Source organism: Serratia sp. CY76391 (genome assembly GCF_052166695.1).
Classification (GTDB): domain Bacteria; phylum Pseudomonadota; class Gammaproteobacteria; order Enterobacterales; family Enterobacteriaceae; genus Serratia; species Serratia nematodiphila.
In genome coordinates, this window is sequence record NZ_JBJNOJ010000008.1 from 353,283 (window position 1) to 373,997 (window position 20,715).

The window sequence follows — 20,715 nt, forward strand, 5'->3', positions numbered from 1 at the left end:
TCGGCTAACTATTTGAATTTAAATTAATTAAAAGAGGTTGTTTATGTCAACGCGTCGCACCTTTATCAAGCAGCTTTCGGCGGTGGCCGGCGTCGGCTTGACGGCATCGTTGGGCTTTCCATTACGCGGTCACGCAGAAGCTGCGCTTAATCCGGCCTGGCGGATGCCCGACGAAGGGGAACCTCAGCTGCGGGCGTTTCTCGCCTTCGGCGCACAGCGTGTGATTTGGGGCGGGTTCACGGCGGACGTGCAGGCAGCGCAGGGGCGCATCGCCCGCGCCATCGCCGAGTTTCAGCCGCTGACGGTATTTTGCCGCGCGCACGAACGGCAGCTGGCGGAGGCCACCTGCGGCAGTCAGAACGTCAGCTATGTCGTCACCGAGCTGGATGACATCTGGATGCGTGACATTGGCGCCAATTTCGTCGTCAACGACGCCGGTGCGCTGGGCGCGGTGGATTTCAACTTCAACGGCTGGGGCGATAAGCAGCGGCATGCCAGGGATGCGCGTCTGGCGGCGTTCGCCGCCAAAAAATACGGCGTCGCTCAGCCGCGCCGCAGCGCGCTGGTAGGCGAAGGCGGCGGTATTGAGGTGGATGGGCGCGGCACCGGCATCATGACCGAGAGCAGTTGGGTGAATGCAAACCGTAATCCAGGCTGGAACCGCGATCGGGTGGAGCAGGAGCTGAAGGCGATGCTCGGCCTGCGCAAAATTATCTGGCTGCCGGGCATTAAAGGCCGGGACATCACCGACGCCCACGTCGATTTTTATGCCCGTTTCGTGCGGCCGGGCGTGGTGGTGGCCAACCTGGACACCGATCCGGCCTCTTATGATCATGCGGTTACCCAGGCGCATCTGGCGATCCTCAAGGCAGCGACCGACGCCGACGGCCGCAAGCTGCAGGTGCATACGCTTTCGCCGCCGCTGGCGCCGCGCGACAGCCGTTTCAGCCGTAACAATCCGGACTTTGCGGCGGGCTACATCAACTATTTCGTCATCAACGGCGCGGTGATCGCCCCTGAATTTGGCGACCCGCAGGCGGATAAGGCGGCATTTACGCTACTGTCGGCGCTCTATCCGCAGCGCAAGGTGGTGCAGTTGGAGATCGACGCCATCGCGGCCGGCGGCGGCGGCATTCACTGCGTGACCAGCCAGCTGCCGGTGCATGGCAAGCCAGAGCAGTGAATGTTCAAAAAATGCGCGCACGGTTGTTTGTCGCCATAGGCTGTGGTTGGCTGAGTGGAAACATAAGGAGGCCATCATGAACGACTCACCCTTGAGCATTCCCACCTGGTATCGCGATCCGCACGCAGAGCAGGCCATGGCCGAAGGCCATGCACCTATCTGGCGGCATCTGCTAACTCTGGTGCCGGAACACGAACTGTCCGGCGTCAGGGTGCTGGACTTCGGCTGCAATCAGGGCGGTTTTCTGCGTCTGTTGCACCAAATCCGGCCATTTCGTGAAGGGCTCGGCGTCGATATCGCCCGCCAGTCCGTCGAACACGCCAATCGCCTGAAAGGAAACCTGCCGATCGATTATCAAACCGACACGCGGCTGACAGGCTGGGATGACCATTTCGATATCGCCTTCAGCCATGAAGTCATCTACCTGATCGAAGATATCGCGCAGCATGCCGCCGATATGCTGCGGGCGCTGAAACCGGGCGGCGTTTACTATGCGGTGACCGGTTGCCACACCGACAACCCGCTGTGGCCGCAATGGCGCGCAAGGGTCGCTGAACAGACGCATACCGTGGTGCAGGATCGCTCGCTGGACGACTATGCGCGCATTTTCTCCGGCGCGGGGTTCCAGGTCTCTGCCCGCAGGCTGGGTTTTTCCGGCTTCGTGCCCTATGAGCCGGACGGTTGGATGCCGAATATCGCGGCGGCGATCGACTACTATTGGCACACCAAAACGGTGTTCAGATTGGCGAAGCCGTAAAAAACCGTAGGTACGCGAGGCTGTTGGCGTAGGCGCCTGCGCGATGATGAAACATGGGCAGACTGCCATCCTGAATATCATGGGGGGAGCTATTGCTTTTATCTCACGGTGTTGCTCTAAAAAATCCTGGTATCTGTGATGAGGCAGGTAGGCGGGGGATTTTCCATGGATCTTGTCCACCTATCCAATATGTGGACAACCTGTGATATTCTTTCGTCCCTGACCCCATTCAATGTGGAACATCACGATGAGTAATGACGCGGATAATAGCGGCTCACAGGTGATTGCCCGGGCCGCCACCCTGCTGCGGGCGCTGGAAACTCAACCGAAGGGCATGACCATCTCTCAATTGTCCCGGGAAACGGGGCTGCCACGCACCACCGTACACCGTTTGGTCACCTCGCTTGAATCGCAACAGCTGCTCATCATGGGCAGCGGCGGCGTTCAATTAGGGCCGGCGCTCGCCCGCCTGGCGGCTTCCGCGCATACGGATGTGATCACCCTTGCAAAACCGGCGATGGAAACGCTGGGCCGCCGCACGCGTGAAACCGTCGATTTGTGCGTTTACCGCGGCAGCCACGCGGTATCGGTAGGCCAGTTTGTTTCCGATCAGGAACTTCGCGTCGTATCAGCCGTTGGCACCGCCTTTCCGTGTCACTGCACGGCGCATGGCAAAGCCATTCTGGCCGAGCTGCCTGACGAAAAGATTGCGGATCTGCTTGGCGGCCAGCCGGATGTCAGAACGGATAATACCCTCAGAACCGTCTCATCCGTACTGGAGGACATTCGGGAAACCAGGATCCGTCGTTACGCCATCGATCGCGAAGAGCACGCTCGCGGCGTCTGTGGCGTCGGCGTTTATCTCAATATCGGCGTCAACGAGCTTTACGCCATATCCATTGCGGTTCCGGCCATGCGCTTCGAGGAAAAGTTTGACCATCTGCTCGGTTCGCTGATGCAGTGCAAAGCGGAAATCGAGGCGATGCTGGCATAACAAGCCGGGGCGTTTGGCCCGGCAGACGCTAAACGCCGCATGGGCAAGCATGCCTCGCCCCCGGCGCTGCGTTGGCGAGGGGAAGGCGGCAGTCAGCTGTTGCCGAACCGGGCATAAATTTCAGGCAGGAAACGGCCGAGCGAAGAAAACTCCGTCATATCGTGGACGGCCATTTCATAAGCAAAGCCTTCCAGCGACGCTTTCGTCATCCCCGCTTTTGTGATGTATTCGCGGGAGCGTTTTCCGCCGTCCGGGAACTTATCGAATCTATCCCAGGATTCATGCGTGCCGATCCAGTAACGGTTGACCATTTCCATCCCTTGCGGCGTGTCGCGCCCCAGATGAATCATCAACACCAGCGGCGTTGATTGCGCATCATAAGGCGTGATGATGCCGCTGGCGTTAAAGGTAAAGCGATGCTTTTTGAGCAACTCGCTCTCGACGCCGAAGCTTTCCGGCGCATTAAAATGGATAACGCCGTCAAGATAGTTATCGCCAATGTACTCGGTAATGTGGTTCGGGTTGCCGTACAGCCGCTCAGCGTAGGACAGACGGGTATCCGCCAGACGCTTGGGATCGACAACCGAGTTGTGGATATGAGCATGCGGGAACCACAGATAATAGCGTTCGCTCTCGATCGGGTGCCAGCAGAACCACCACTTGAACATCTCCGTGGTCACGCCCGGAAAAATATGGCGGCTTTGCGCATACGCGCAGGGACCGCCATCCTCAACGACGGCGTAACCCGATACCGGAAACTCGTCAAAACGTTCCAATAGGGTTTTCAGGCCCGCTTTCGTGGGTTGAAGAATGTGTTCTTTTGCCAACGGCCCCTGTTCCAGCGCGCGGATCATCTCTACGGGCGCATCCAGATTGCTGTCGAAGAACTCGGCGTAGGGCTTGCCCTGAATGCCTTTCTCATTGATCTTCAAGCGTTTCTGCATCGGCACCTGATAGTAGGAAATCAATGACTTATCGAGCGATGCGCCCGCATCAGTAAACGCGCCTTTCCGCGCCGCCGCCGGTAGGGCGGATGATGGTGCCGCCATGGCGGAAGACAGCAGGGATTGAGAAAGCAAGGCGCCGCCAGCCAACAGCGGAATGCGCTTGATGATATTACGACGTGAAATTTCTTTACTCATGAGATCCTCACTTAGGTTGTCGCCGACTTGACGGCAGCGAGATGTGGTGTGGTTGATATTGATTCTGATATATCCGTATGATGGATAATTTATCCAAATAGTGGTCATTATTCTGTTGCCGGATGTGGGCGATGTCAACGCTCATTGAGTGACAAAGCGCATGGATTGCCAAAAAGCGCCTGCCAGCCATTGCAGGTAATAACTGGGGGGTTGCCGACGTTGGCAGGGTAGGGTTGACATTCGGTTTACAGTTTGCACGTTGACATGTTGGGCAGAAGCCTCAAGAATATCGTCCGTATTATGGATACTATATCCGTATATCGGATATTTGGTGAGGCACTCTATGCGTGAATTAAGAAAAATGGCGGCGTTTACGCTCTTGGCCGTGGCCTGTCTGACGATCATGGTCGGTTGCGTGATCGTTCCCGGTTTGACGGAGATCGCGAGCCAGTTGGGCACGCCTTCCGCGGCCAGTTGGCTGGTCACCGTGCCGTCGTTGGGCGTGGTGATATTTGGCCCCTTCGCCGGACGTTTTATTGACAAGGCGGGCGCTTACGCGGCGCTCAGCTGGGGGCTGCTGTTGTATGGCCTGCTTGGGGCGGGAGGGCTGTTGCTTCGCGGCTTTTGGCCGGTGATGCTCGACCGCCTGCTGCTTGGCGGCGCAACGGCGATCGTGATGTCAGCCGGCACCGGTCTGATTTCTGCTTTTTACAGTGGGCAGGCGCGCTTGAAAATGATCGCTTCGCAAGGCATGTCGATCGAGCTGGGCGGCGTCATCTTTCTGTTTATCGGCGGGCTGTTGGCGACACTCGGCTGGCGCTGGCCCTTCCTGTTGTATCTTGTCGCCTGGGTGTTGCTGGCGATGCAGTTGCTGTTTGTGCCCAAACCTCAGTCCGATGTGGGCGAATCAGACAACGTTCAGCGCGGTGATGCCATTTCCACCGGCGCCGGCAGATTAACAGCGGTCTATTTTTCCGCTGTGCTTTCCATGATCTGTTTCTTCACCGGGATCATTGTCATCCCGCAGCATTTCCACCACATGAATATCGGGGCGGCGCAAACGGGATACTTCCTGTCGTTTATCTCGCTTATCGCCGTTTTTGCCGCCGCGCTGATGCCCAGGTTGGTGGCTTTACTCAGAGAAAACGGCGCGCTTGGCGCGGCGTTTGTCTGTTATGCCGCAGCGCATCTGCTCTTCGCCTCTGCGCACGGCACTGCGGCATTTGTTGCCGGCGGCATTCTGATGGGATGCGGGTTCGGCTTCTCGGTGCCGTTGGTTAATCATATGACCGTAGAACAAAGCTCCCCCCGCTCCCGGGGGCGAAATCTGGCCTATTTATCGATGGCGATTTTCTCCGGCCAGTTCTTGTCATCCTTTATGGCGTTCATTCCCGGCAGTTCATCCGCCGTTTTCCTGGGAGCGGCGGGTATCAGCATCGCCACGGTTTTGGCGCTGACGCTTGCGCGCAGATTAGGGTAAACCCACCGCGCTGCGCGTTTTCCAGCCCGAAAAGATTTTACGCAATCCTTACGCAACCCTTTCAGAAGCGCATTGCGGCATTCGATATATTGAGAATAGTCATTCTCAATAGGATCGTATTGCAATGCAGAGGAAAACGCTTTTAGCGCTGGGGCTGTCGCTGTTGCTGGCCGGCTGCGACGGACAAAACGCCGGCGCGCCGGCGGGCGCAGGCGGTGAGCGGGAGGTCGGCGTGGTCACGCTGCGCGGCCAGTCAGTGACCCTGAACAGCGAGTTGACCGGCCGGGTCAACGCCACCATGACCTCCGACGTGAGGCCGCAGGTCGACGGCATCATCAAGCAGCGGCTGTTTACCGAAGGGACCGAGGTGAAAGCCGGGCAGGTATTGTATCAAATTGACCCCGCCAGCTATCAGGCCAGCTACGATCAGGCCGCCGCCCAGTTGAAAAACGCCCAGGCTACGGTGCAATCCACCCGGCTCAAATCGCAGCGCTATGCGGTGCTGGTGAAAGAAAACGGCGTTTCCAAACAGGACGCAGACGACGCCAAAGCCGCGTATCTGCAGGCCGTGGCGTCGGTGGCGCAGTATCAGGCGGCGCTGGAGACGGCGCGCATCAATCTCGGCTATACCCAGGTGCGTGCGCCGATCGCCGGGCGCATCGGTATCTCGTCGGTGACGCCGGGCGCGCTGGTCACCGCCGGCCAGACCGATGCCTTGGCCACCATCCGCGCGTTAGATCCGATCTATGTCGATCTGACCCAGTCCAGCGCCCAGCTGCTTAAACTGCGGCGCCAGCAGGCGGCGTTACAGCGTGGCGCGGTCACGCCGGTCGCCATCAAGCTGGAGGACGGCACGTCTTATGCCCACGCCGGCAAGCTGGAGTTGACCGAGGTGGCGGTGGATGAGGCCACCGGTTCGGTCACGCTACGCGCGGTGTTCCCCAACCCCGAACATGAGCTGTTGCCCGGCATGTATGTCCATGCCACGGTGGATAACGGCGTCGATCCCAAAGCCATTCTGGCGCCGCAGCAGGGCATCACTCGCAACGCCAAGGGCGAAGCCACCGCGTTGGTGGTGGACGAGCAAAACAAAGTGGCGCAGCGCACCGTCAGCGCCGAACGGGTGGTGGGCAGCAACTGGCTGATCGGCAGCGGGCTGAACGAAGGCGATCGCCTGATCGTCGAAGGCACCAGCAAGGTGACGATCGGCGCCGCAGTGAAGCCGGTTGAAGTCTCGGTCGACAAAAACCAACGCGGGGAGCAGTGATATGGCGCAGTTCTTTATCCGGCGGCCGGTGTTCGCCTGGGTGATCGCCATCATCATCATGCTGTGCGGCCTGATGTCGATCAATTCGTTGCCCATCTCGCAGTACCCGGACGTGTCACCGCCCCAGATTTCCATCTCCGCCACCTACCCGGGCGCGGACGCGGAAACGCTGGAAAACAGCGTCACCCAGGTGATAGAGCAGCAGCTCACCGGGCTGGATGGCCTGCTGTATTTCTCTTCGACCAGCAGCTCCAGCGGCTCGGTCAGCATCGACGTCACCTTTGATCAGGGTACCGATCCGGATATCGCGCAGGTGCAGGTGCAAAACAAAGTTCAGCAGGCGGAAAGCCGCTTGCCGAGTGCGGTCACCGCCCAAGGCGTGACGGTCAAGAAATCCCAGAGCAGCTTTCTGCTGATCGTCGGGCTGTATGACGAGACCGACAAGGCGACGATGGCCGACATTTCCGACTATCTGGTCAGCAACCTGCAGGATCCGCTGTCGCGCATCGAGGGCGTGGGGGACGTGCAGGTATTCGGCTCGGAATACGCGATGCGCATCTGGCTGGATCCGACCAGGCTGGCGAGCTATGCGCTGATGCCTTCTGACGTGCAGACGGCGATCGAGGCGCAAAACACCCAGGTGTCCGCCGGCAAGGTAGGCGATCTGCCGGCCGCCGCCGACCAGCAGCTGACCGCCACGGTGAAGGCGCAGTCGCGGCTGCAAACGCCGGAACAGTTCCGCAATATCATCCTGAAAAGCGACAGCAGCGGTGCGCTGGTGCGGCTGGGCGACGTGGCGCGGGTTGAACTGGGCAACGAAGACTACTCCGCCAGCGCGCACCTCAACGGCCACCCGGCGGCGGGGATCGCGGTCAAGCTGGCGGCGGGCGCCAACGCCCTCAACACCGCCAAGCTGGTAAAGGCCAAGGTGGCGGAATACCAAAGCGCGATGCCGCAGGGTTATAAGGTGGCCTACCCGAAAGACAGCACCGACTTCATCAACATCTCGATCGAGGAGGTGGTGAAAACGCTGTTCGAAGCGGTGGTCCTGGTAGTGGTGGTGATGTTCGTGTTCCTGCAAAACCTGCGCACCACGCTGATCCCGACCATCACCGTGCCGGTGGTGTTGCTGGGCACCTTCGGCGTGCTGGCGGCGTTCGGCTACTCGATCAATACCCTGGCGCTGTTCGGCATGGTATTGGCGATCGGGCTGTTGGTGGACGACGCCATCGTGGTGGTGGAAAACGTCGAACGCGTGATGCGTGAAGATAAGCTGCCGCCGCGTGAGGCGACGGAGAAATCGATGCGCGAAATCACCGGCGCACTGGTCGGCATCGCGCTGGTGCTGTCGGCGGTGTTTCTGCCGATGGCGTTCTTCGGTGGTTCCACCGGGGTGATCTACCGCCAGTTCTCGATCACCGTCGTCTCCTCGATGGTGCTGTCGGTGGTGCTGGCGTTGACGCTGGCGCCGGCGCTGTGCGCCACGCTGCTGAAAGCGTCGCATGAAGAACAGACCGACAAAGGGCTGCTGGGTAAATTCAACCGCGGTTATAACCGGCTGCAGGAGAAGTACGCCGACAAGGTCGGCGGGGTGATCCACCGGCCGACGCGCTATCTGCTGCTGTACGGCCTGCTGCTGATCGCCACCGCCGTGATGTATCTGCGTCTGCCGACCGGTTTCCTGCCCAATGAGGATCAGGGTTCGGTGATGGTGCAGTACACCTTGCCGGCCGGCGCCACCAATGCCCGCACCTCGGCGGTGAGCGAGGCGGTCACCGCCTATTTCCTCGAGCAGGAAAAGGCCAACGTCAGCACTATTTTCACCATCAACGGCTTCGGTTTCAGCGGCAGCGGGCAAAACGCCGGCATGGCGTTCGTCAGCCTCAAAGACTGGAGCCAACGCGGCGGCAGTGAAAACACCGCCGACGCCATCGCCAAGCGCGCCATGGCGCATTTCGCCTCGCTGCGCGACGCCCAGGTGTTCTCCATGAGCCCGCCGGCGATCGACGGCTTCGGCCAGTCCGACGGCTTCACCTTCGAACTGCAGGCCAAAGGGGCGACCACCCGCGCCGAACTGCAGGCGATGCGCGATCAGATCGTCGCCGCCGCCGCCGGCAATCCGTCGCTGTTGGCGGTGCGCGCCAACACCTTGCCGGACACGCCGCAGCTGCAGGTGGAGATCGACAGCGGCAAACTGCAGGCGCTCGGCCTGAGCGCCGGCGACGTCAACAGCACGCTCAGCAGCGCGTTCGGCAGCACCTACATCAACGACTTTATCGATCGCAACCGGGTGAAAAAAGTCTATATGCAGGGCGACATAGCGTATCGCGCCAAGCCGGAAGATCTCGACAAATGGTTTGTGCGCGGCACCAACGCGGCGGGCGACAGCAGCATGACGCCGTTCTCCGCCTTTGCGTCCTCGCACTGGATCTACGGGCCGGAAAACCTGTCGCGCTATAACGGGCTGTCGTCGTTCGAGATCACCGGGCAGGGCGCCGCCGGCGTCAGTTCCGGCACGGCGATGAGCGAGATGGAGAAACTGGCGGCGAAGTTCTCCGCCGGCAGCAGCTATTCCTGGAGCGGGCTCTCCTATCAGGAGCGGCTGACCAGCGGCCAGGCATCGTCGCTGTACGCCATTTCGCTCATCGTGGTGTTCCTGTGCCTGGCGGCGCTGTATGAGAGCTGGTCGATTCCGTTTGCGGTGATGTTGGTGGTGCCGATGGGCATCGTCGGTTCGCTGCTTGCGATCACGCTGCGCGGGCTGGAGAACGATATCTACTTCCAGGTGGCGCTGCTGACCATCGTCGGTTTGTCGGCAAAAAACGCCATTCTGATCGTCGAGTTCGCCGAGGAAATGCACCAGCGCGGTGAAACGCTGATTGGCGCGGCGGTTCACGCGGCGCGCATGCGCCTGCGGCCGATCCTGATGACCTCGCTGGCGTTTACCGCCGGGGTGCTGCCGCTGGCGGTATCCAGCGGCGCCGGCGCCAACAGCCGCATCGCCATCGGTACCGGCATTATCGGCGGCACCCTTACCGCCACCGCATTGGCGATCTTTTTCGTCCCGCTGTTTTATGTGCTGGTGCGCCGCATGTTTACCCGTCGGCCCGCCAACTCGCCGTCGCAGGCAGGAGAATAACGTGTTGCAACGAGTCATGATGTTAACTTTACCGCTGCTGCTGGGCGGGTGTCTGTCGCTGGATCCGCACTACCAGCGCCCGGCGGCGCCGGTGCCCGCCAACCTGCCGCAGGGCGAGGCCGCCGGCAAGCAGGCGTTGAGCTACCCGGACGTCGCCTGGCGCGACTATGTGCAGGACGCCAGGCTGCGCCAGGTGGTGGCGATGGGGCTGAGCAGCAGCCGCGATCTGCGCGAGGCGATCGCCAATATCGCCTCGGCGCGCGCGCTGTACGGTGAGCAGCGGGCAGCGCTGTTGCCGACGATCAACGCCACCGCAGACGGCAGTCGCGGGCGTTCGCTGACCGGCAACGGCAATGCCACCGCCATCAGCCAGAGTTACGAAGCGCAGGCCGGCGTCAGCGCCTTTGAGCTGGATCTGTTCGGCAAAAATGCCAGCCTGTCGCGGGCGGCGTTCGAAACCTATCTGGCGAACTCGGAGGCGGCGAAAAGCACCCGCCTGACGTTGATCGCCGACATCGTCACCGACTGGGTGGCAGTGGCGGCCGAGCGCAGCAATCTGGCGGTGGCGCAGCAGACGATGGAAAGCGCCAAACGGTCGCTGGAGGTGACGCGCAAAAACCAGCAGCACGGCATCTCGTCGCAGGTCGACGTGGCGTCGGCGGAGACCGTTTATCAGCAGGCGCGATCGGACGCCGCCAGCTATGCGACCAACGCCGCGCAGGCGAAAAACGCGCTGGATTTAGCGGTGGGGCAAAGCGTGCCGGAAAACCTGCTGCCCGGCGGCATCGACGCGCTGGGCGGGATCATGCGTGACCTGCCGGCCGGGGTTTCTTCGCAGGTGCTGCTGACGCGGCCGGACGTGCTGCAGGCGGAGCATAACCTGAAATCCGCCAACGCCAATATTGGCTCGGCGCGGGCGGCGTTCTTCCCGTCGATCAGCCTGACCGCCAGCGGCGGGGTAGGCAGCGGTGAACTCTCGTCGCTGTTCAGCCATGGCGCGGGCGTTTGGTCATTCGCCCCGAGCATCAGCCTGCCGATTTTCAGCGGCGGCTATAACACTTCGCAACTGAACTACAGCAAAGCGCAGAGAGATCTGTATGTCGCCACCTATGAGAAAGCGGTGCAGACGGCATTTCAGGAAACCGCCGACGCGCTGGCGCGCAAAGCCACGCTGCGGGAACAGCTGGCGGCGCAAACCGGCTATGTGGGGGCGGCGCAGCAATATTATCGTCTGGCCGAACTGCGCTACCGCCAGGGCGTGGACAGCTATCTGACCGTGCTGGACGCGCAGCGCACGCTGTATACGGCGCAGCAGTCGCTGATCGCCGCGCAGCAGACGGCGTACGATAATCAGGCGACCCTGTATAAAGTGTTGGGCGGCGGGGTTGCCGCCGAGCGGCAGGGGGATGGCGTCATCGCCGACAAGACGACGCTCAGCCGCTAACCTTCGACCGCGCGCGCCGGGCGTTTGGCTGCGCGCGTTTTTTATGGAAAGTGTAAAGAAACGGAAAACCCGCGCGGCGGCCCGAACTCGCCGCGGCGGGCAGAGTCAGACAGGTAATCGCACTCACTTTTTCTTCATATCGGCTCGAGGTCGTCATGGCAGAAGACATTCAGCAACAGGTCATTGCGCTTATCGCCGCCTTCAACGCATCAGGGCGGCTGCAGAAGGGCGTGGCCATCACCCCGGAAACCGAGATTAACACCGTGCTCAATCTGTCGTTCAGCGACTCCAACACGCTGATGCGCCGCTACTTCGACACCTTCGGCGTCGACAGCGGCAACTATAACCACGAGCTGTATTTCCAGCCGCCGAGCAATACCGGGCGCTGGTTTTCTCCCTCCGCCTGTAAAGAGCACACTCGGCCGCTGTGCGTGTCTATGCTGGTGCGCTCCGCGCGCGCCAAACGCTGGCTGTACGACATCCATTTTCTGATCGAGCAGCTCCGTTAGCGCCGCATTACTGCTCCAATACCTCAGCGAACTTCGCCAGCCACTGCGGATGCGCCGGCCAGGCCGGGGCGGTGACCAGATTGCCGTCGACGTGCGCCTGATCGATGCCGATCTCGGCATAATGACCGCCGCCGAGCCGCACCTCCGGCGCGCAGGCCGGGTAGGCGCTGCAGGTGCGGCCTTTCAACACTCCGGCCGCCGCCAGCAGCTGCGGGCCGTGGCAAACGGCGGCGATCGGTTTTTTCGCGGCGTCAAACGCCTGTACCAGCGCGATCACGTCGGGGTTCAGACGCAGGTATTCCGGCGCCCGACCGCCGGGGATCAAGAGCGCATCGTAGTGCTCTTCTTTGGCGGCGGCGAAGTCGGCGTTCAGGGTGAAACGGTGGCCGGGTTTCTCGCTGTAGGTCTGCGCGCCGTCAAAATCGTGGATCGCGGTCTGAATATAGTCGCCGACGGCTTTGCCGGGGCACACGGCGTCCACCCAATGGCCGATCATCTGCAATGCCTGAAACGGCACCATGGTTTCATAATCTTCGGCGTAGTCGCCGACCAGCATCAGGATTTTTTTCTTGCTCATGATCACAACTCCTGCAGGAGGGGGAATGCCTAAGGTATAGCCCAGCGCCCCTGGGAATGCGAACCGCAAAGCGCCTATCTATACTCGTGATACTGCGGCGCTTTCTCGCCGCTCAACCCCAGGGAGGATCCCCGATGCTGAATCTGGCTACCTTGCTTGAAGAAAGTGCGCGCACCTGGCCGGAACGGCCGGCGGTGATACAGGACGATATACCGCTCAGCTATCGGGCGCTGAATGAAATGGCCAACCGGGTGGCGAATTTACTGGTCGCGCGCGGCGTGCAGCCCGGTGAACGGGTGGCGCTGGCCTGCCCCAATCGGCCGGAGTTTCCGGCTATCTATTACGCCATTCTCAAAAGCGGCGCGGTGGTGGTGCCGCTCAATATTCTGCTTAAGAGCGCAGAATTCGACTATTACCTGGCGGACTCGGCGGCGGTGGCGTTGTTTTGCTTCGAAGGCAGCAGCGGCCTGCCGTTGGGGGAAGAGGCGCTGCAGGCGGCGGCGAAGGCGGAGCAATGCCGTGAGGTGTTTATCATCGGCGATCGGCTGCCGCTCGAAGGCGAACGTTTCAGCGCGGCGATAGCCGCACAGGCCACCGAGTTCGCTTCGGCCGCGACGCTCGAAAGCGACACGGCGGTGGTGCTGTATACCAGCGGCACCACCGGCCGCGCCAAAGGGGCGGAGTTGACCCACGCCAACCTGGTGCTTAACGCGCTGGGATCGGTGCGGCTGTTCGACGGCTCGGAAACGGATCCCGATCGCCATCTGGTAACGTTGCCGCTGTTCCACACGTTTGGTTCGACGGTGCAAATGAATGCCGGATTTTCCGCCGCCGCCACCCTGGTGCTGGTCGAACGCTTCGACGCCGCGCAGGCCATCGCGCTGATGCAGCGGCACGGCATTACCTTTTTTGCCGGCGTGCCGACCATGTATTGGGCGTTGTTGAATGCGCTGGATGAGCATACGGATATCGAGCGCCTGCGCAGCACGCTGCGTATGGCGGTGTCCGGCGGGGCCAGCCTGCCGGTGCAGATCCTGGAGGATTTCTCGCGCCGCTTCGGCGTCAACATTCTCGAAGGGTATGGGCTGTCGGAAACCAGCCCGGTCGCCACCTTTAATCATCCGCACCGCGTGACCAAACCCGGCTCCATCGGCCAACCGATCTGGGGCGTGGAGGTTCGTTTGCTCGACGTCACCGGGCAACCGATCGACGGTGTCGATCAGGTGGGAGAGATCGCGGTGCGCGGCTACAACATCATGAAAGGCTATCTGAACCGTCCCGAGGCGACGGCGGAAGTGCTGGAAAACGGCTGGTTCCGCACCGGCGATCTGGCGCGCCGCGATGCCGACGGCTTCTATTTCATCGTCGATCGGGCCAAGGACATGATCATTCGCGGCGGGTTCAACGTCTATCCGCGCGAGATTGAAGAGGCGCTGATTCGCCATCCGGCGGTGTCGTTGGTGGCAGTGATCGGTGTCGAGCATCCTTCGCTGGGTGAAGAGATCAAAGCGGTGGTGGTGTTGAAAGAGACGGAGGAGCCGATCGAGGAAGAGGCGCTGATCGCCTGGAGCCGGGAGAGGCTGGCGGCATACAAGTATCCGCGCATCGTCGAGTTCGTCGAGCGTTTGCCGATGACCAGTACCGGTAAGGTGTTGAAGCGCTGTTTGCGCTGAGGAAAATCCGGCCTGCCGGAGCAGGCCGGGATACGGGCATCAACCTGGGTAGATGCCGCGCTCTTTACGTGCGGTCAGGATGCGCTCACAGGCCACGATGTAAGCGGCGGTGCGCAGGCTGCACTCTTTCTCGGCCGCCTTGTTCCAGACGTGGACCATCGCGTCGGTCATGATCTTGTCCATACGCTCGTTGATCTCGGACTCGCTCCAGAAGTAGCTCGCCATGTCCTGCACCCACTCGAAGTAACTGACCGTTACGCCGCCGGCGTTACAGATAACGTCCGGAACCACGGTGATGTTGCGGGAACGCAGAATGTCGTCCGCTTCTGGGAAGGTTGGGCCGTTAGCCCCTTCCAGCACCAGTTTGGCGCTGAGGATTTCGGCGCGCTGGCGGGTGATCTGGCCTTCCAGCGCCGCAGGGATCAGGATGTCCATGTCGACCGACCAGAACGCTTCGCTCTCGATCTCGCTGGCGCCAGGGAAGCCGGCGATCTGCTTGTGCTTGGCCTGGTATTCGGTCAGCGCGGCCAGGTCGATGCCGTCGGCGTTGAACAGGGTAGCGGAGTGGTCCTGGATGGTGACGACGCGCGCGCCGACGCCGACGAACAGACGGGCCGCTTCGCTGCCCACGTTACCGAAGCCTTGTACCGCCACTTTGGCGCCTTCGATCTGCACGCCCAGACGCTTGGCCACTTCGCTGCCGGTGACGAACACGCCGCGGCCGGTCGCTTTCTCACGGCCCAGGGAGCCGCCGAGGTGGATGGGTTTGCCGGTGACCACGCCGGTGATGGTGGTGCCGTGGTTCATGGAGTAGGTGTCCATCATCCAGGCCATCACTTTGGCATTGGTGCCGACGTCCGGCGCAGGAATGTCTTTCTGTGGCCCGATGATGAAGCCGATTTCACTGGTGTAGCGGCGGGTCAGTCGCTCCAGTTCACCTTCAGACAGTTTGAACGGGTCGACGCGGATACCGCCCTTGGCGCCGCCGTACGGCAGGTTGACCGCGGCACACTTGATGGTCATCCAGGCGGACAGGGCCATCACTTCGTTCAGATCGACGTCAGGGTGGAAGCGGATGCCGCCTTTGCCCGGCCCGCGCGACAGGTTGTGCTGTACGCGGAAACCTTCGAAGTGACGGATGGTGCCATCGTCCATCTGCAGCGGGATATCGACAATCAAAGCGCGCTTAGGGTGACGCAGCGTATCAACCCAGCGTGACAGGTCACCGAGGTAAGGGGCGACGCGATCGATTTGTTGCAGATATGTAGCCCAAGCGGTGGTGCTGCTGTCTGAAGCGTAGGATAGCTTTTCCATAACCAACCTTTATATATTAGAGGTATTTATTTCGTTTAACCGTGGATTAGCAAGCGCATAACACTTTGCGACGCTAAATTTACCACTAATTATGCCGGTTGTTAGCCCCCCTCTCATCGGGCCAGCGGACGGTTTTTCGCCGCCTGCAGAGCGGTAAATGAATAGTTAATTACTTTTTGTCGGCGGTGAGCGATCACATGCATAATTTATGCATATAAAGCGCATAAAAACCCTTTTTATCTATTTTTCAGAAGCTTGAATGTGATCAAAAAGTTTCATTTTATTTAACTGCCATGTTGACAATGGCATTTCCCCTCGCCAGAGTTAAATTAATGTTAAAACGGCTCCGGCGTCGTTTTTTTGTTGCACAAGGGAAAGTATAACCATTTGATATTGTAGTGTTTACCCACCACGCTCAGGCTTTGTACGCCAAACGTGGGCGATACGACGGCTCACGAGAGCATTTTCTTGGCATCCATTATTATTACCTCCCTGTCACAACGGGGCGGGCAGCGTTTGGTCTCAATTTTTTTGCCGGTTAGAGCGCCCGCGGGCGTTTCATTCCTGCTGCAACCGCGCATCGGTTGCTTAATCGCCTTAACGACGGACAGGTAACACCATGACAAAAAACCACTGCGATCGGCTGAACCCAGGTTCAGCCGAGGGGCCTCACTGTGCCCAAACCTTGCAGCGCGGGCTGAGTGCGCGCCACATTCAACTGATTTCGATCGGCGGCGCCATCGGCACCGGGCTGTTTATGGGCTCCGGTAAGACTATCGCGCTGTCGGGCACCTCCATCGTGCTGACTTACGCCATCGTCGGCTTTTTCATGTTTATGGTGATGAGAGCGATGGGGGAGCTGCTGCTCACCCGGCTCGATTACCGCTCGTTCGCCGATTTCGTCTCGGAATACCTGGGGCCGCGCGCCAGCTTTTTTCTCGGCTGGTCCTACTGGCTGAGCTGGGTCGTGACCTGCATTGCCGACGTGGTGGTGTGCGGCGGCTACGTGCAATATTGGCTGCCAGACGTCTCGCCCTGGTTGCCGGCGCTGCTGACGCTGGGGTTTCTGTGTCTGTTCAACATGCTGTCGGTCAAGATGTTCGGCGAGGCCGAATTCTGGTTCGCGATGATCAAGGTGGTGGCGATCGTCGCGTTGATCGCCACCGGCGCCTGGATGGTGTTCAGCGGCTGGACTTCGCCGGACGGCGTGACCGCTTCGCTGCATAACGTCACCGATCCCGCCATTTTCATGCCGCACGGCATCTTCGGCTTTTTCGCCGGTTTCCAGATCGCCATTTTCTCCTGCACCGGCATCGAGCTGCTGGGCACGATGTCGGCGGAGACCAAAAACCCCGAGAAGGTGCTGCCGAAGGCGATCAACGCGATCCCGGCCCGCATCATCGTCTTCTACGTGTGCTCGATGCTGACCATTATCGCCGTCACCTCATGGAGCCACATCTCACCAGACAGCAGCCCGTTCGTGATGCTGTTCGAGCGGGCGGGGCTGCCGGCCGCCGCCGCAGTGATCAACTTCGTGGTGCTGACTTCGGCGATGTCCTCGGCCAACAGCGGGGTGTATTCCAGCACCCGCATGCTGTACAGCCTGTCGATGGAAAAGCATGCCCACGGTCAGTTCCGCATTCTGTCGCGCACCACGGCCATTCCGATCCGCAGCCTGCTGTTTTCCTGCTTCTGCATGGTGGCCGGCACCTTGCTGCTGGTACTGGTGCCGAACGTCATGACGCTGTTCACCATCGTCTCTACCGTGGCGGCGATCCTGGTGGTTTACAGCTGGGGCATGATTTTGGTTGCCTACCTGGTGTATCGCCAGAAGCGACCGGATCTGCACGCCGCTTCCCACTTCAAAATGCCGGGCGGGGTAGCGATGGCCTGGCTGACGCTGGCATTTTTCGCCTTTACGCTGGTGCTGATGGTGTTCGATAGCGATACGCTGATCGCGTTGTGCAGCATGCCGCTGTGGTTTACCTCGCTCGGCCTGATCTGGCGCTATCGGGTCCGCGACAGCGTGGCGCGCGAGAGCTACGTGTTTTATCGGCGCGGCGCCGAGGCGGAATAACCGGCGAAGGATACGCCGCTTGCCGCCGCTCCGCTCGGCAAGCGGCGGCAACTGCGGTATGCTAAGCGGCTGAACCGCAAACCAAACCGGGCTATACGGAGACCCCCAGCGTGCCGAACTCTTCTTCTCAACTCGACCTTTTGCGATCGGTCGCCGACGGCATCGCCGCGCTGTTTTTCCCGAATGCGGAAGTGGTGATCCACGATCTGGCCACCAACAAGATTGCCTATCTGGCGAACAACCTGTCGAAGCGCAAACCGGGCGATGACGCCGGGCTGGAAGACTTCGAGCTCGATGGCGGCGCCGGCGTGACCGGCCCCTATGAAAAGCTGAACTGGGACGGCAAAAAGATGCGTTCGGTGAGCATCGCCGCGCGCGACGAGCAGGGCAAGCCCAGCTATCTGCTGTGCATCAACCTGAGCACCGCGATGTTCGAGGACGCCCGCAATGCGCTGGACATGTTTTTATCGGTCACGCGATTACAGCCGCAGCCGCAACAGCTGTTCAAAGACGACTGGCAGGAGAAGATCAACACCTTCCTGCATGACTGGCTGCGGCGCGAGAACGCTGCGCTCGGTGCGCTGAGCCGCGAGCAGAAACGGCGGCTGGTCAGCGATCTCTATCATCAGGGGGCGTTCAAGGCCAAAAGCGCGGCGGATTACATCGCCAATGTGCTGTCGATGGGGCGCGCCACGGTGTACAAACACTTGCGGGAATTGAAGCAGGAGTAAAGGCGGCGAGAAAGGCGGAAGAAAGGGGCGGCGATGGCCGCCCCTTGTCGTTACCAGCGGTAGTTGACCGAAGCGATAATGCTGCGGCCGCTGCCGTAGAAGCAGGCGTACTCGCCGCTGCACGACGAAACGTATTTCTTGTCCGTCAGGTTCTGCACGTTGAGCTGCAGCGCCGCGCCGCGCAGCGCCGACGAAGCCTGACCGAGGTCATACTTCACCATGGCGTCGTACAGCGTGTAGTGCGGCACATCGTACTGACCGGTGGCGTCGGCCGGCGCATCGCCGATGTAACGCACGCCGCTGCCGACGGTCAGGCCGTTCAGCGCGCCGCTCAGGAAGCTGTAGCTGCCCCAGGCGGACGCCGCGTGGCGCGGGATGCCCGCCGGGCTGTGGCCGATTTCGTCCGCCGAGTTGGAGTCTTTGGTTACTACGTCGGTGTAGGTATAGGCGGCGGTCAGCTTGATCGCCGGCGTCGGCTGCGCGTGCACTTCCGCCTCAATCCCCTTGGATTTCACCTCGCCAATCTGCTCATAGGCGGAGGTGAGACGGTTATAGGACGCCACGTTGCGTTGGGTAATGTCGAACCAGGAGAGGGTCAGCAGGGTATTGCCGCCCGGGATCTGGTACTTCACGCCCACCTCAGTCTGTTTGCCGGTGGTCGGCTTGAGCGGATCGGCGCCCGGCGCGCTCGGATACAGGTTAGGATCGAACGAGGTGCTGTAGCTGACGTACGGCGAAATGCCGTTGTCGAAGGCGTAGAGCAGGCCCGCGCGGCCGGTGAACTGGGCATCGTTGTAGGTCTGCTCTTTACCGCCGACGGTGCGATCGCGGGTGTTGACCTGCGACCAGTCCTGGCGGCCGGACAGCAGCAGGTTCCAGTTATTCCACTCCAGCTGATCCTGCAGATACACCCCGACCTGATTCAGCGTCTTCAATTCGCTGGAAACCAGCGTCAGCGCGCTGCCATCAATGCTGGGGCGAACCGGATTGGCCCAGTCGATCGGGTAATCGTTGCCGAGATCGCGATACATCTTCGAATCGCTATGGCTGTAGCGGTAATCCAGCCCGCCCAGCACGGTGTGCTTCACCTCGCCGGTATCGAACAGGCCCTTCAGCTGGTTATCCACGCCAAACTCGTTGGTCATCTGCGTTTCATGCTGCGCCCTGCGCGTCACGGTGTGGTCGTTAACGTCAGAATTTACGTTATAGACCAGATATTTATAGTCTTCATCGCGGTGAGTGAAGCGCAGGTTCTGGGTAAACGACAGCGCATCGCTGAAGTTGTGCTCGAGGCTGTAACCGATCGACGCCTGCTCGCGCCGCGATTTGTTGAAGCTGGGCTCGCTGACGTTGAAGTCGTAAGGTACATAGCCCACGCTGGTCGAGAACAGCGTGCCGGCGCGCGGCAGGAAGTTGCGCGACCCGGCTTTCGGATCGTTCTGGTAGCTGGTCAGCAGCGTAAAGCTGGTGTCTTCGTTCGGCAGCCAGGTGAAGGCCGGCGCGATGGCCACCCGTTGCTGCTTGCTGTCTTTGACGAACTCGTGCTCGGTTCTGGCGATACCGTTCAGGCGATAGAACAGGGTGTTGTCGTCGTTGAGTTTGCCGCCGAAATCGAACGCCGTTTCCGCCAGATGGCGGTTGCCGGTGCTGAATTTGACTTCGTGAATGCTCTGGGCGGTAGGGCGTTTACTGGTCATCACCACCACGCCGCCGGGGCTGACCTGGCCGTACAGCACGCCGGCCGGGCCGTGCACCATCTCCACGCGCTCCAGCAGCCAGGGGTCGATCTGCCCGGCGCCGCCATTTTGGCTCGAGAGGCCAAAGTGCAGGCCGTCGAGCAGTTTGGGCGCATAGCGGAAGCCGCGGCTGATCACTTCGTCATTGCGGTTGGAGTTGCCGCGGTAGGTGGTGATCACCCCGCTGGTGTAGTTCAGCGCGTCGGCGACCGACGCCGGCTCCTGGTCGTTCATTTGCTCGCGCGTGACCACCGAGATGGACTGCGGCGTCTTGCGCAGAGAGGCGGCGGTCTTGGTGCCGGCGGCGCTCTCTTTGGCGACGATCCCTTTGACCGGCGCGGTCACGCTGTTTTGCGCGTCGGCGGTCACCAAAATCGTTTCGTCCGCTGCCGCAGACGCGTGTTGCGCCAAGGGCAATAACGCCAGCGCCGATCCCAGCAACAGACGCCTGGCGGACATCGCCTCCGCATTCCCGTTAGCTATCCCTTTGTTTTTAATCTTCATTATCTCTCCTGCATACCTGCGTTGTGTGTTATGCCACCCTGATAAACCCCGAAATATCGGCGAGTGGTATTCACCCGTCGACGCGGAGACGCCGTATGTGCACGACGGTAAAAATCCGACAAATAGTATTGAAAATGATAATGAGTATCAATACGATTGTCAGGTTTTGTAAAAATCACTCATGTTAT

15 protein-coding genes are annotated in these 20,715 nt (G+C 60.6%); 11 read left to right on the plus strand and 4 right to left on the minus strand.

Annotated elements, in window-relative coordinates:
* Window positions 1-43 precede the first annotated feature (43 nt).
* From ACJ8PN_RS16885 to ACJ8PN_RS16895, 3 genes are all read left to right on the plus strand, one after another.
* Window positions 44-1,183, plus strand: a complete 1,140-nt coding sequence (locus tag ACJ8PN_RS16885; protein ID WP_442535099.1) for an agmatine deiminase family protein — start codon at window positions 44-46, stop codon at window positions 1,181-1,183.
* Window positions 1,184-1,259: 76 nt separating this feature from the next.
* Complete coding sequence (locus ACJ8PN_RS16890) at window positions 1,260-1,940, plus strand: class I SAM-dependent methyltransferase (RefSeq protein ID WP_156865996.1); 681 nt, start codon at window positions 1,260-1,262, stop codon at window positions 1,938-1,940.
* 247 nt (window positions 1,941-2,187) lie between these two features.
* Window positions 2,188-2,934 (plus strand): IclR family transcriptional regulator, encoded by a 747-nt coding sequence (locus ACJ8PN_RS16895; protein WP_004938000.1) that lies wholly within the window; start codon window positions 2,188-2,190, stop codon window positions 2,932-2,934.
* Between the two features lie 92 nt (window positions 2,935-3,026).
* Here the strand turns inward: ACJ8PN_RS16895 and ACJ8PN_RS16900 are convergent, their stop codons facing one another.
* Window positions 3,027-4,076: a DAPG hydrolase family protein gene (locus ACJ8PN_RS16900; protein WP_060559688.1), complete on the minus strand. Its 1,050-nt coding sequence runs from the start codon at window positions 4,074-4,076 to the stop codon at window positions 3,027-3,029.
* 343 nt (window positions 4,077-4,419) lie between these two features.
* On the opposite strand from ACJ8PN_RS16900, the gene ACJ8PN_RS16905 reads away from it, so the two are divergent.
* From ACJ8PN_RS16905 to ACJ8PN_RS16925, 5 genes are all read left to right on the plus strand, one after another.
* Window positions 4,420-5,556: an MFS transporter gene (locus ACJ8PN_RS16905; RefSeq protein ID WP_411260736.1), complete on the plus strand. Its 1,137-nt coding sequence runs from the start codon at window positions 4,420-4,422 to the stop codon at window positions 5,554-5,556.
* A gap of 124 nt (window positions 5,557-5,680) precedes the next feature.
* Window positions 5,681-6,823 (plus strand): efflux RND transporter periplasmic adaptor subunit, encoded by a 1,143-nt coding sequence (locus tag ACJ8PN_RS16910; protein ID WP_411260735.1) that lies wholly within the window; start codon window positions 5,681-5,683, stop codon window positions 6,821-6,823.
* Window position 6,824: 1 nt separating this feature from the next.
* Window positions 6,825-9,962: an efflux RND transporter permease subunit gene (locus tag ACJ8PN_RS16915; protein WP_442535100.1), complete on the plus strand. Its 3,138-nt coding sequence runs from the start codon at window positions 6,825-6,827 to the stop codon at window positions 9,960-9,962.
* A gap of 1 nt (window position 9,963) precedes the next feature.
* On the plus strand, window positions 9,964-11,406 hold the full coding sequence (locus ACJ8PN_RS16920) for an efflux transporter outer membrane subunit (protein ID WP_442535101.1): 1,443 nt from the start codon (window positions 9,964-9,966) through the stop codon (window positions 11,404-11,406).
* A gap of 155 nt (window positions 11,407-11,561) precedes the next feature.
* Entirely contained in the window at window positions 11,562-11,915 is a 354-nt protein-coding gene (locus ACJ8PN_RS16925; protein WP_004937980.1) for a DUF1493 family protein, read from the plus strand.
* A gap of 7 nt (window positions 11,916-11,922) precedes the next feature.
* On the opposite strand, the gene ACJ8PN_RS16930 is transcribed toward ACJ8PN_RS16925, so the two are convergent.
* The gene (locus ACJ8PN_RS16930; RefSeq protein ID WP_004937978.1) at window positions 11,923-12,492 is read right to left on the minus strand and encodes a DJ-1/PfpI family protein; all 570 of its coding nucleotides are present in this window, start codon (window positions 12,490-12,492) and stop codon (window positions 11,923-11,925) included.
* A gap of 134 nt (window positions 12,493-12,626) precedes the next feature.
* Here ACJ8PN_RS16930 and ACJ8PN_RS16935 point away from each other — a divergent pair, with 134 nt between their 5' ends.
* On the plus strand, window positions 12,627-14,165 hold the full coding sequence (locus ACJ8PN_RS16935; RefSeq protein ID WP_442535102.1) for a long-chain-fatty-acid--CoA ligase: 1,539 nt from the start codon (window positions 12,627-12,629) through the stop codon (window positions 14,163-14,165).
* A 39-nt stretch (window positions 14,166-14,204) separates the two neighbouring features.
* On the opposite strand, the gene ACJ8PN_RS16940 is transcribed toward ACJ8PN_RS16935, so the two are convergent.
* Window positions 14,205-15,479: a Glu/Leu/Phe/Val family dehydrogenase gene (locus ACJ8PN_RS16940; protein WP_004937972.1), complete on the minus strand. Its 1,275-nt coding sequence runs from the start codon at window positions 15,477-15,479 to the stop codon at window positions 14,205-14,207.
* 619 nt (window positions 15,480-16,098) lie between these two features.
* On the opposite strand from ACJ8PN_RS16940, the gene ACJ8PN_RS16945 reads away from it, so the two are divergent.
* Window positions 16,099-17,556 (plus strand): amino acid permease, encoded by a 1,458-nt coding sequence (locus tag ACJ8PN_RS16945; protein ID WP_442535103.1) that lies wholly within the window; start codon window positions 16,099-16,101, stop codon window positions 17,554-17,556.
* 110 nt (window positions 17,557-17,666) lie between these two features.
* Complete coding sequence (locus ACJ8PN_RS16950) at window positions 17,667-18,287, plus strand: helix-turn-helix transcriptional regulator (protein WP_015377909.1); 621 nt, start codon at window positions 17,667-17,669, stop codon at window positions 18,285-18,287.
* Window positions 18,288-18,337: 50 nt separating this feature from the next.
* On the opposite strand, the gene ACJ8PN_RS16955 is transcribed toward ACJ8PN_RS16950, so the two are convergent.
* A complete protein-coding gene (locus ACJ8PN_RS16955) occupies window positions 18,338-20,527 on the minus strand; it encodes a TonB-dependent siderophore receptor (RefSeq protein WP_171454037.1) in 2,190 nt (729 codons plus the stop codon).
* Window positions 20,528-20,715: the final 188 nt, after the last annotated feature.

Excerpts from the sequence above, each read along its gene's own strand:
- ACJ8PN_RS16885 (WP_442535099.1), top strand. The coding sequence starts at position 44 with ATGTCAACGCGTCGCACCTTTATCAAGCAGCTTTCGGCGGTGGCCGGC.
- ACJ8PN_RS16890 (WP_156865996.1), top strand. The coding sequence starts at position 1,260 with ATGAACGACTCACCCTTGAGCATTCCCACCTGGTATCGCGATCCGCAC.
- ACJ8PN_RS16895 (WP_004938000.1), top strand. The coding sequence starts at position 2,188 with ATGAGTAATGACGCGGATAATAGCGGCTCACAGGTGATTGCCCGGGCC.
- ACJ8PN_RS16900 (WP_060559688.1), bottom strand. The coding sequence starts at position 4,076 with ATGAGTAAAGAAATTTCACGTCGTAATATCATCAAGCGCATTCCGCTG.
- ACJ8PN_RS16905 (WP_411260736.1), top strand. The coding sequence starts at position 4,420 with ATGCGTGAATTAAGAAAAATGGCGGCGTTTACGCTCTTGGCCGTGGCC.
- ACJ8PN_RS16910 (WP_411260735.1), top strand. The coding sequence starts at position 5,681 with ATGCAGAGGAAAACGCTTTTAGCGCTGGGGCTGTCGCTGTTGCTGGCC.
- ACJ8PN_RS16915 (WP_442535100.1), top strand. The coding sequence starts at position 6,825 with ATGGCGCAGTTCTTTATCCGGCGGCCGGTGTTCGCCTGGGTGATCGCC.
- ACJ8PN_RS16925 (WP_004937980.1), top strand. The coding sequence starts at position 11,562 with ATGGCAGAAGACATTCAGCAACAGGTCATTGCGCTTATCGCCGCCTTC.
- ACJ8PN_RS16930 (WP_004937978.1), bottom strand. The coding sequence starts at position 12,492 with ATGAGCAAGAAAAAAATCCTGATGCTGGTCGGCGACTACGCCGAAGAT.
- ACJ8PN_RS16935 (WP_442535102.1), top strand. The coding sequence starts at position 12,627 with ATGCTGAATCTGGCTACCTTGCTTGAAGAAAGTGCGCGCACCTGGCCG.
- ACJ8PN_RS16940 (WP_004937972.1), bottom strand. The coding sequence starts at position 15,479 with ATGGAAAAGCTATCCTACGCTTCAGACAGCAGCACCACCGCTTGGGCT.
- ACJ8PN_RS16945 (WP_442535103.1), top strand. The coding sequence starts at position 16,099 with ATGACAAAAAACCACTGCGATCGGCTGAACCCAGGTTCAGCCGAGGGG.
- ACJ8PN_RS16955 (WP_171454037.1), bottom strand. The coding sequence starts at position 20,527 with ATGAAGATTAAAAACAAAGGGATAGCTAACGGGAATGCGGAGGCGATG.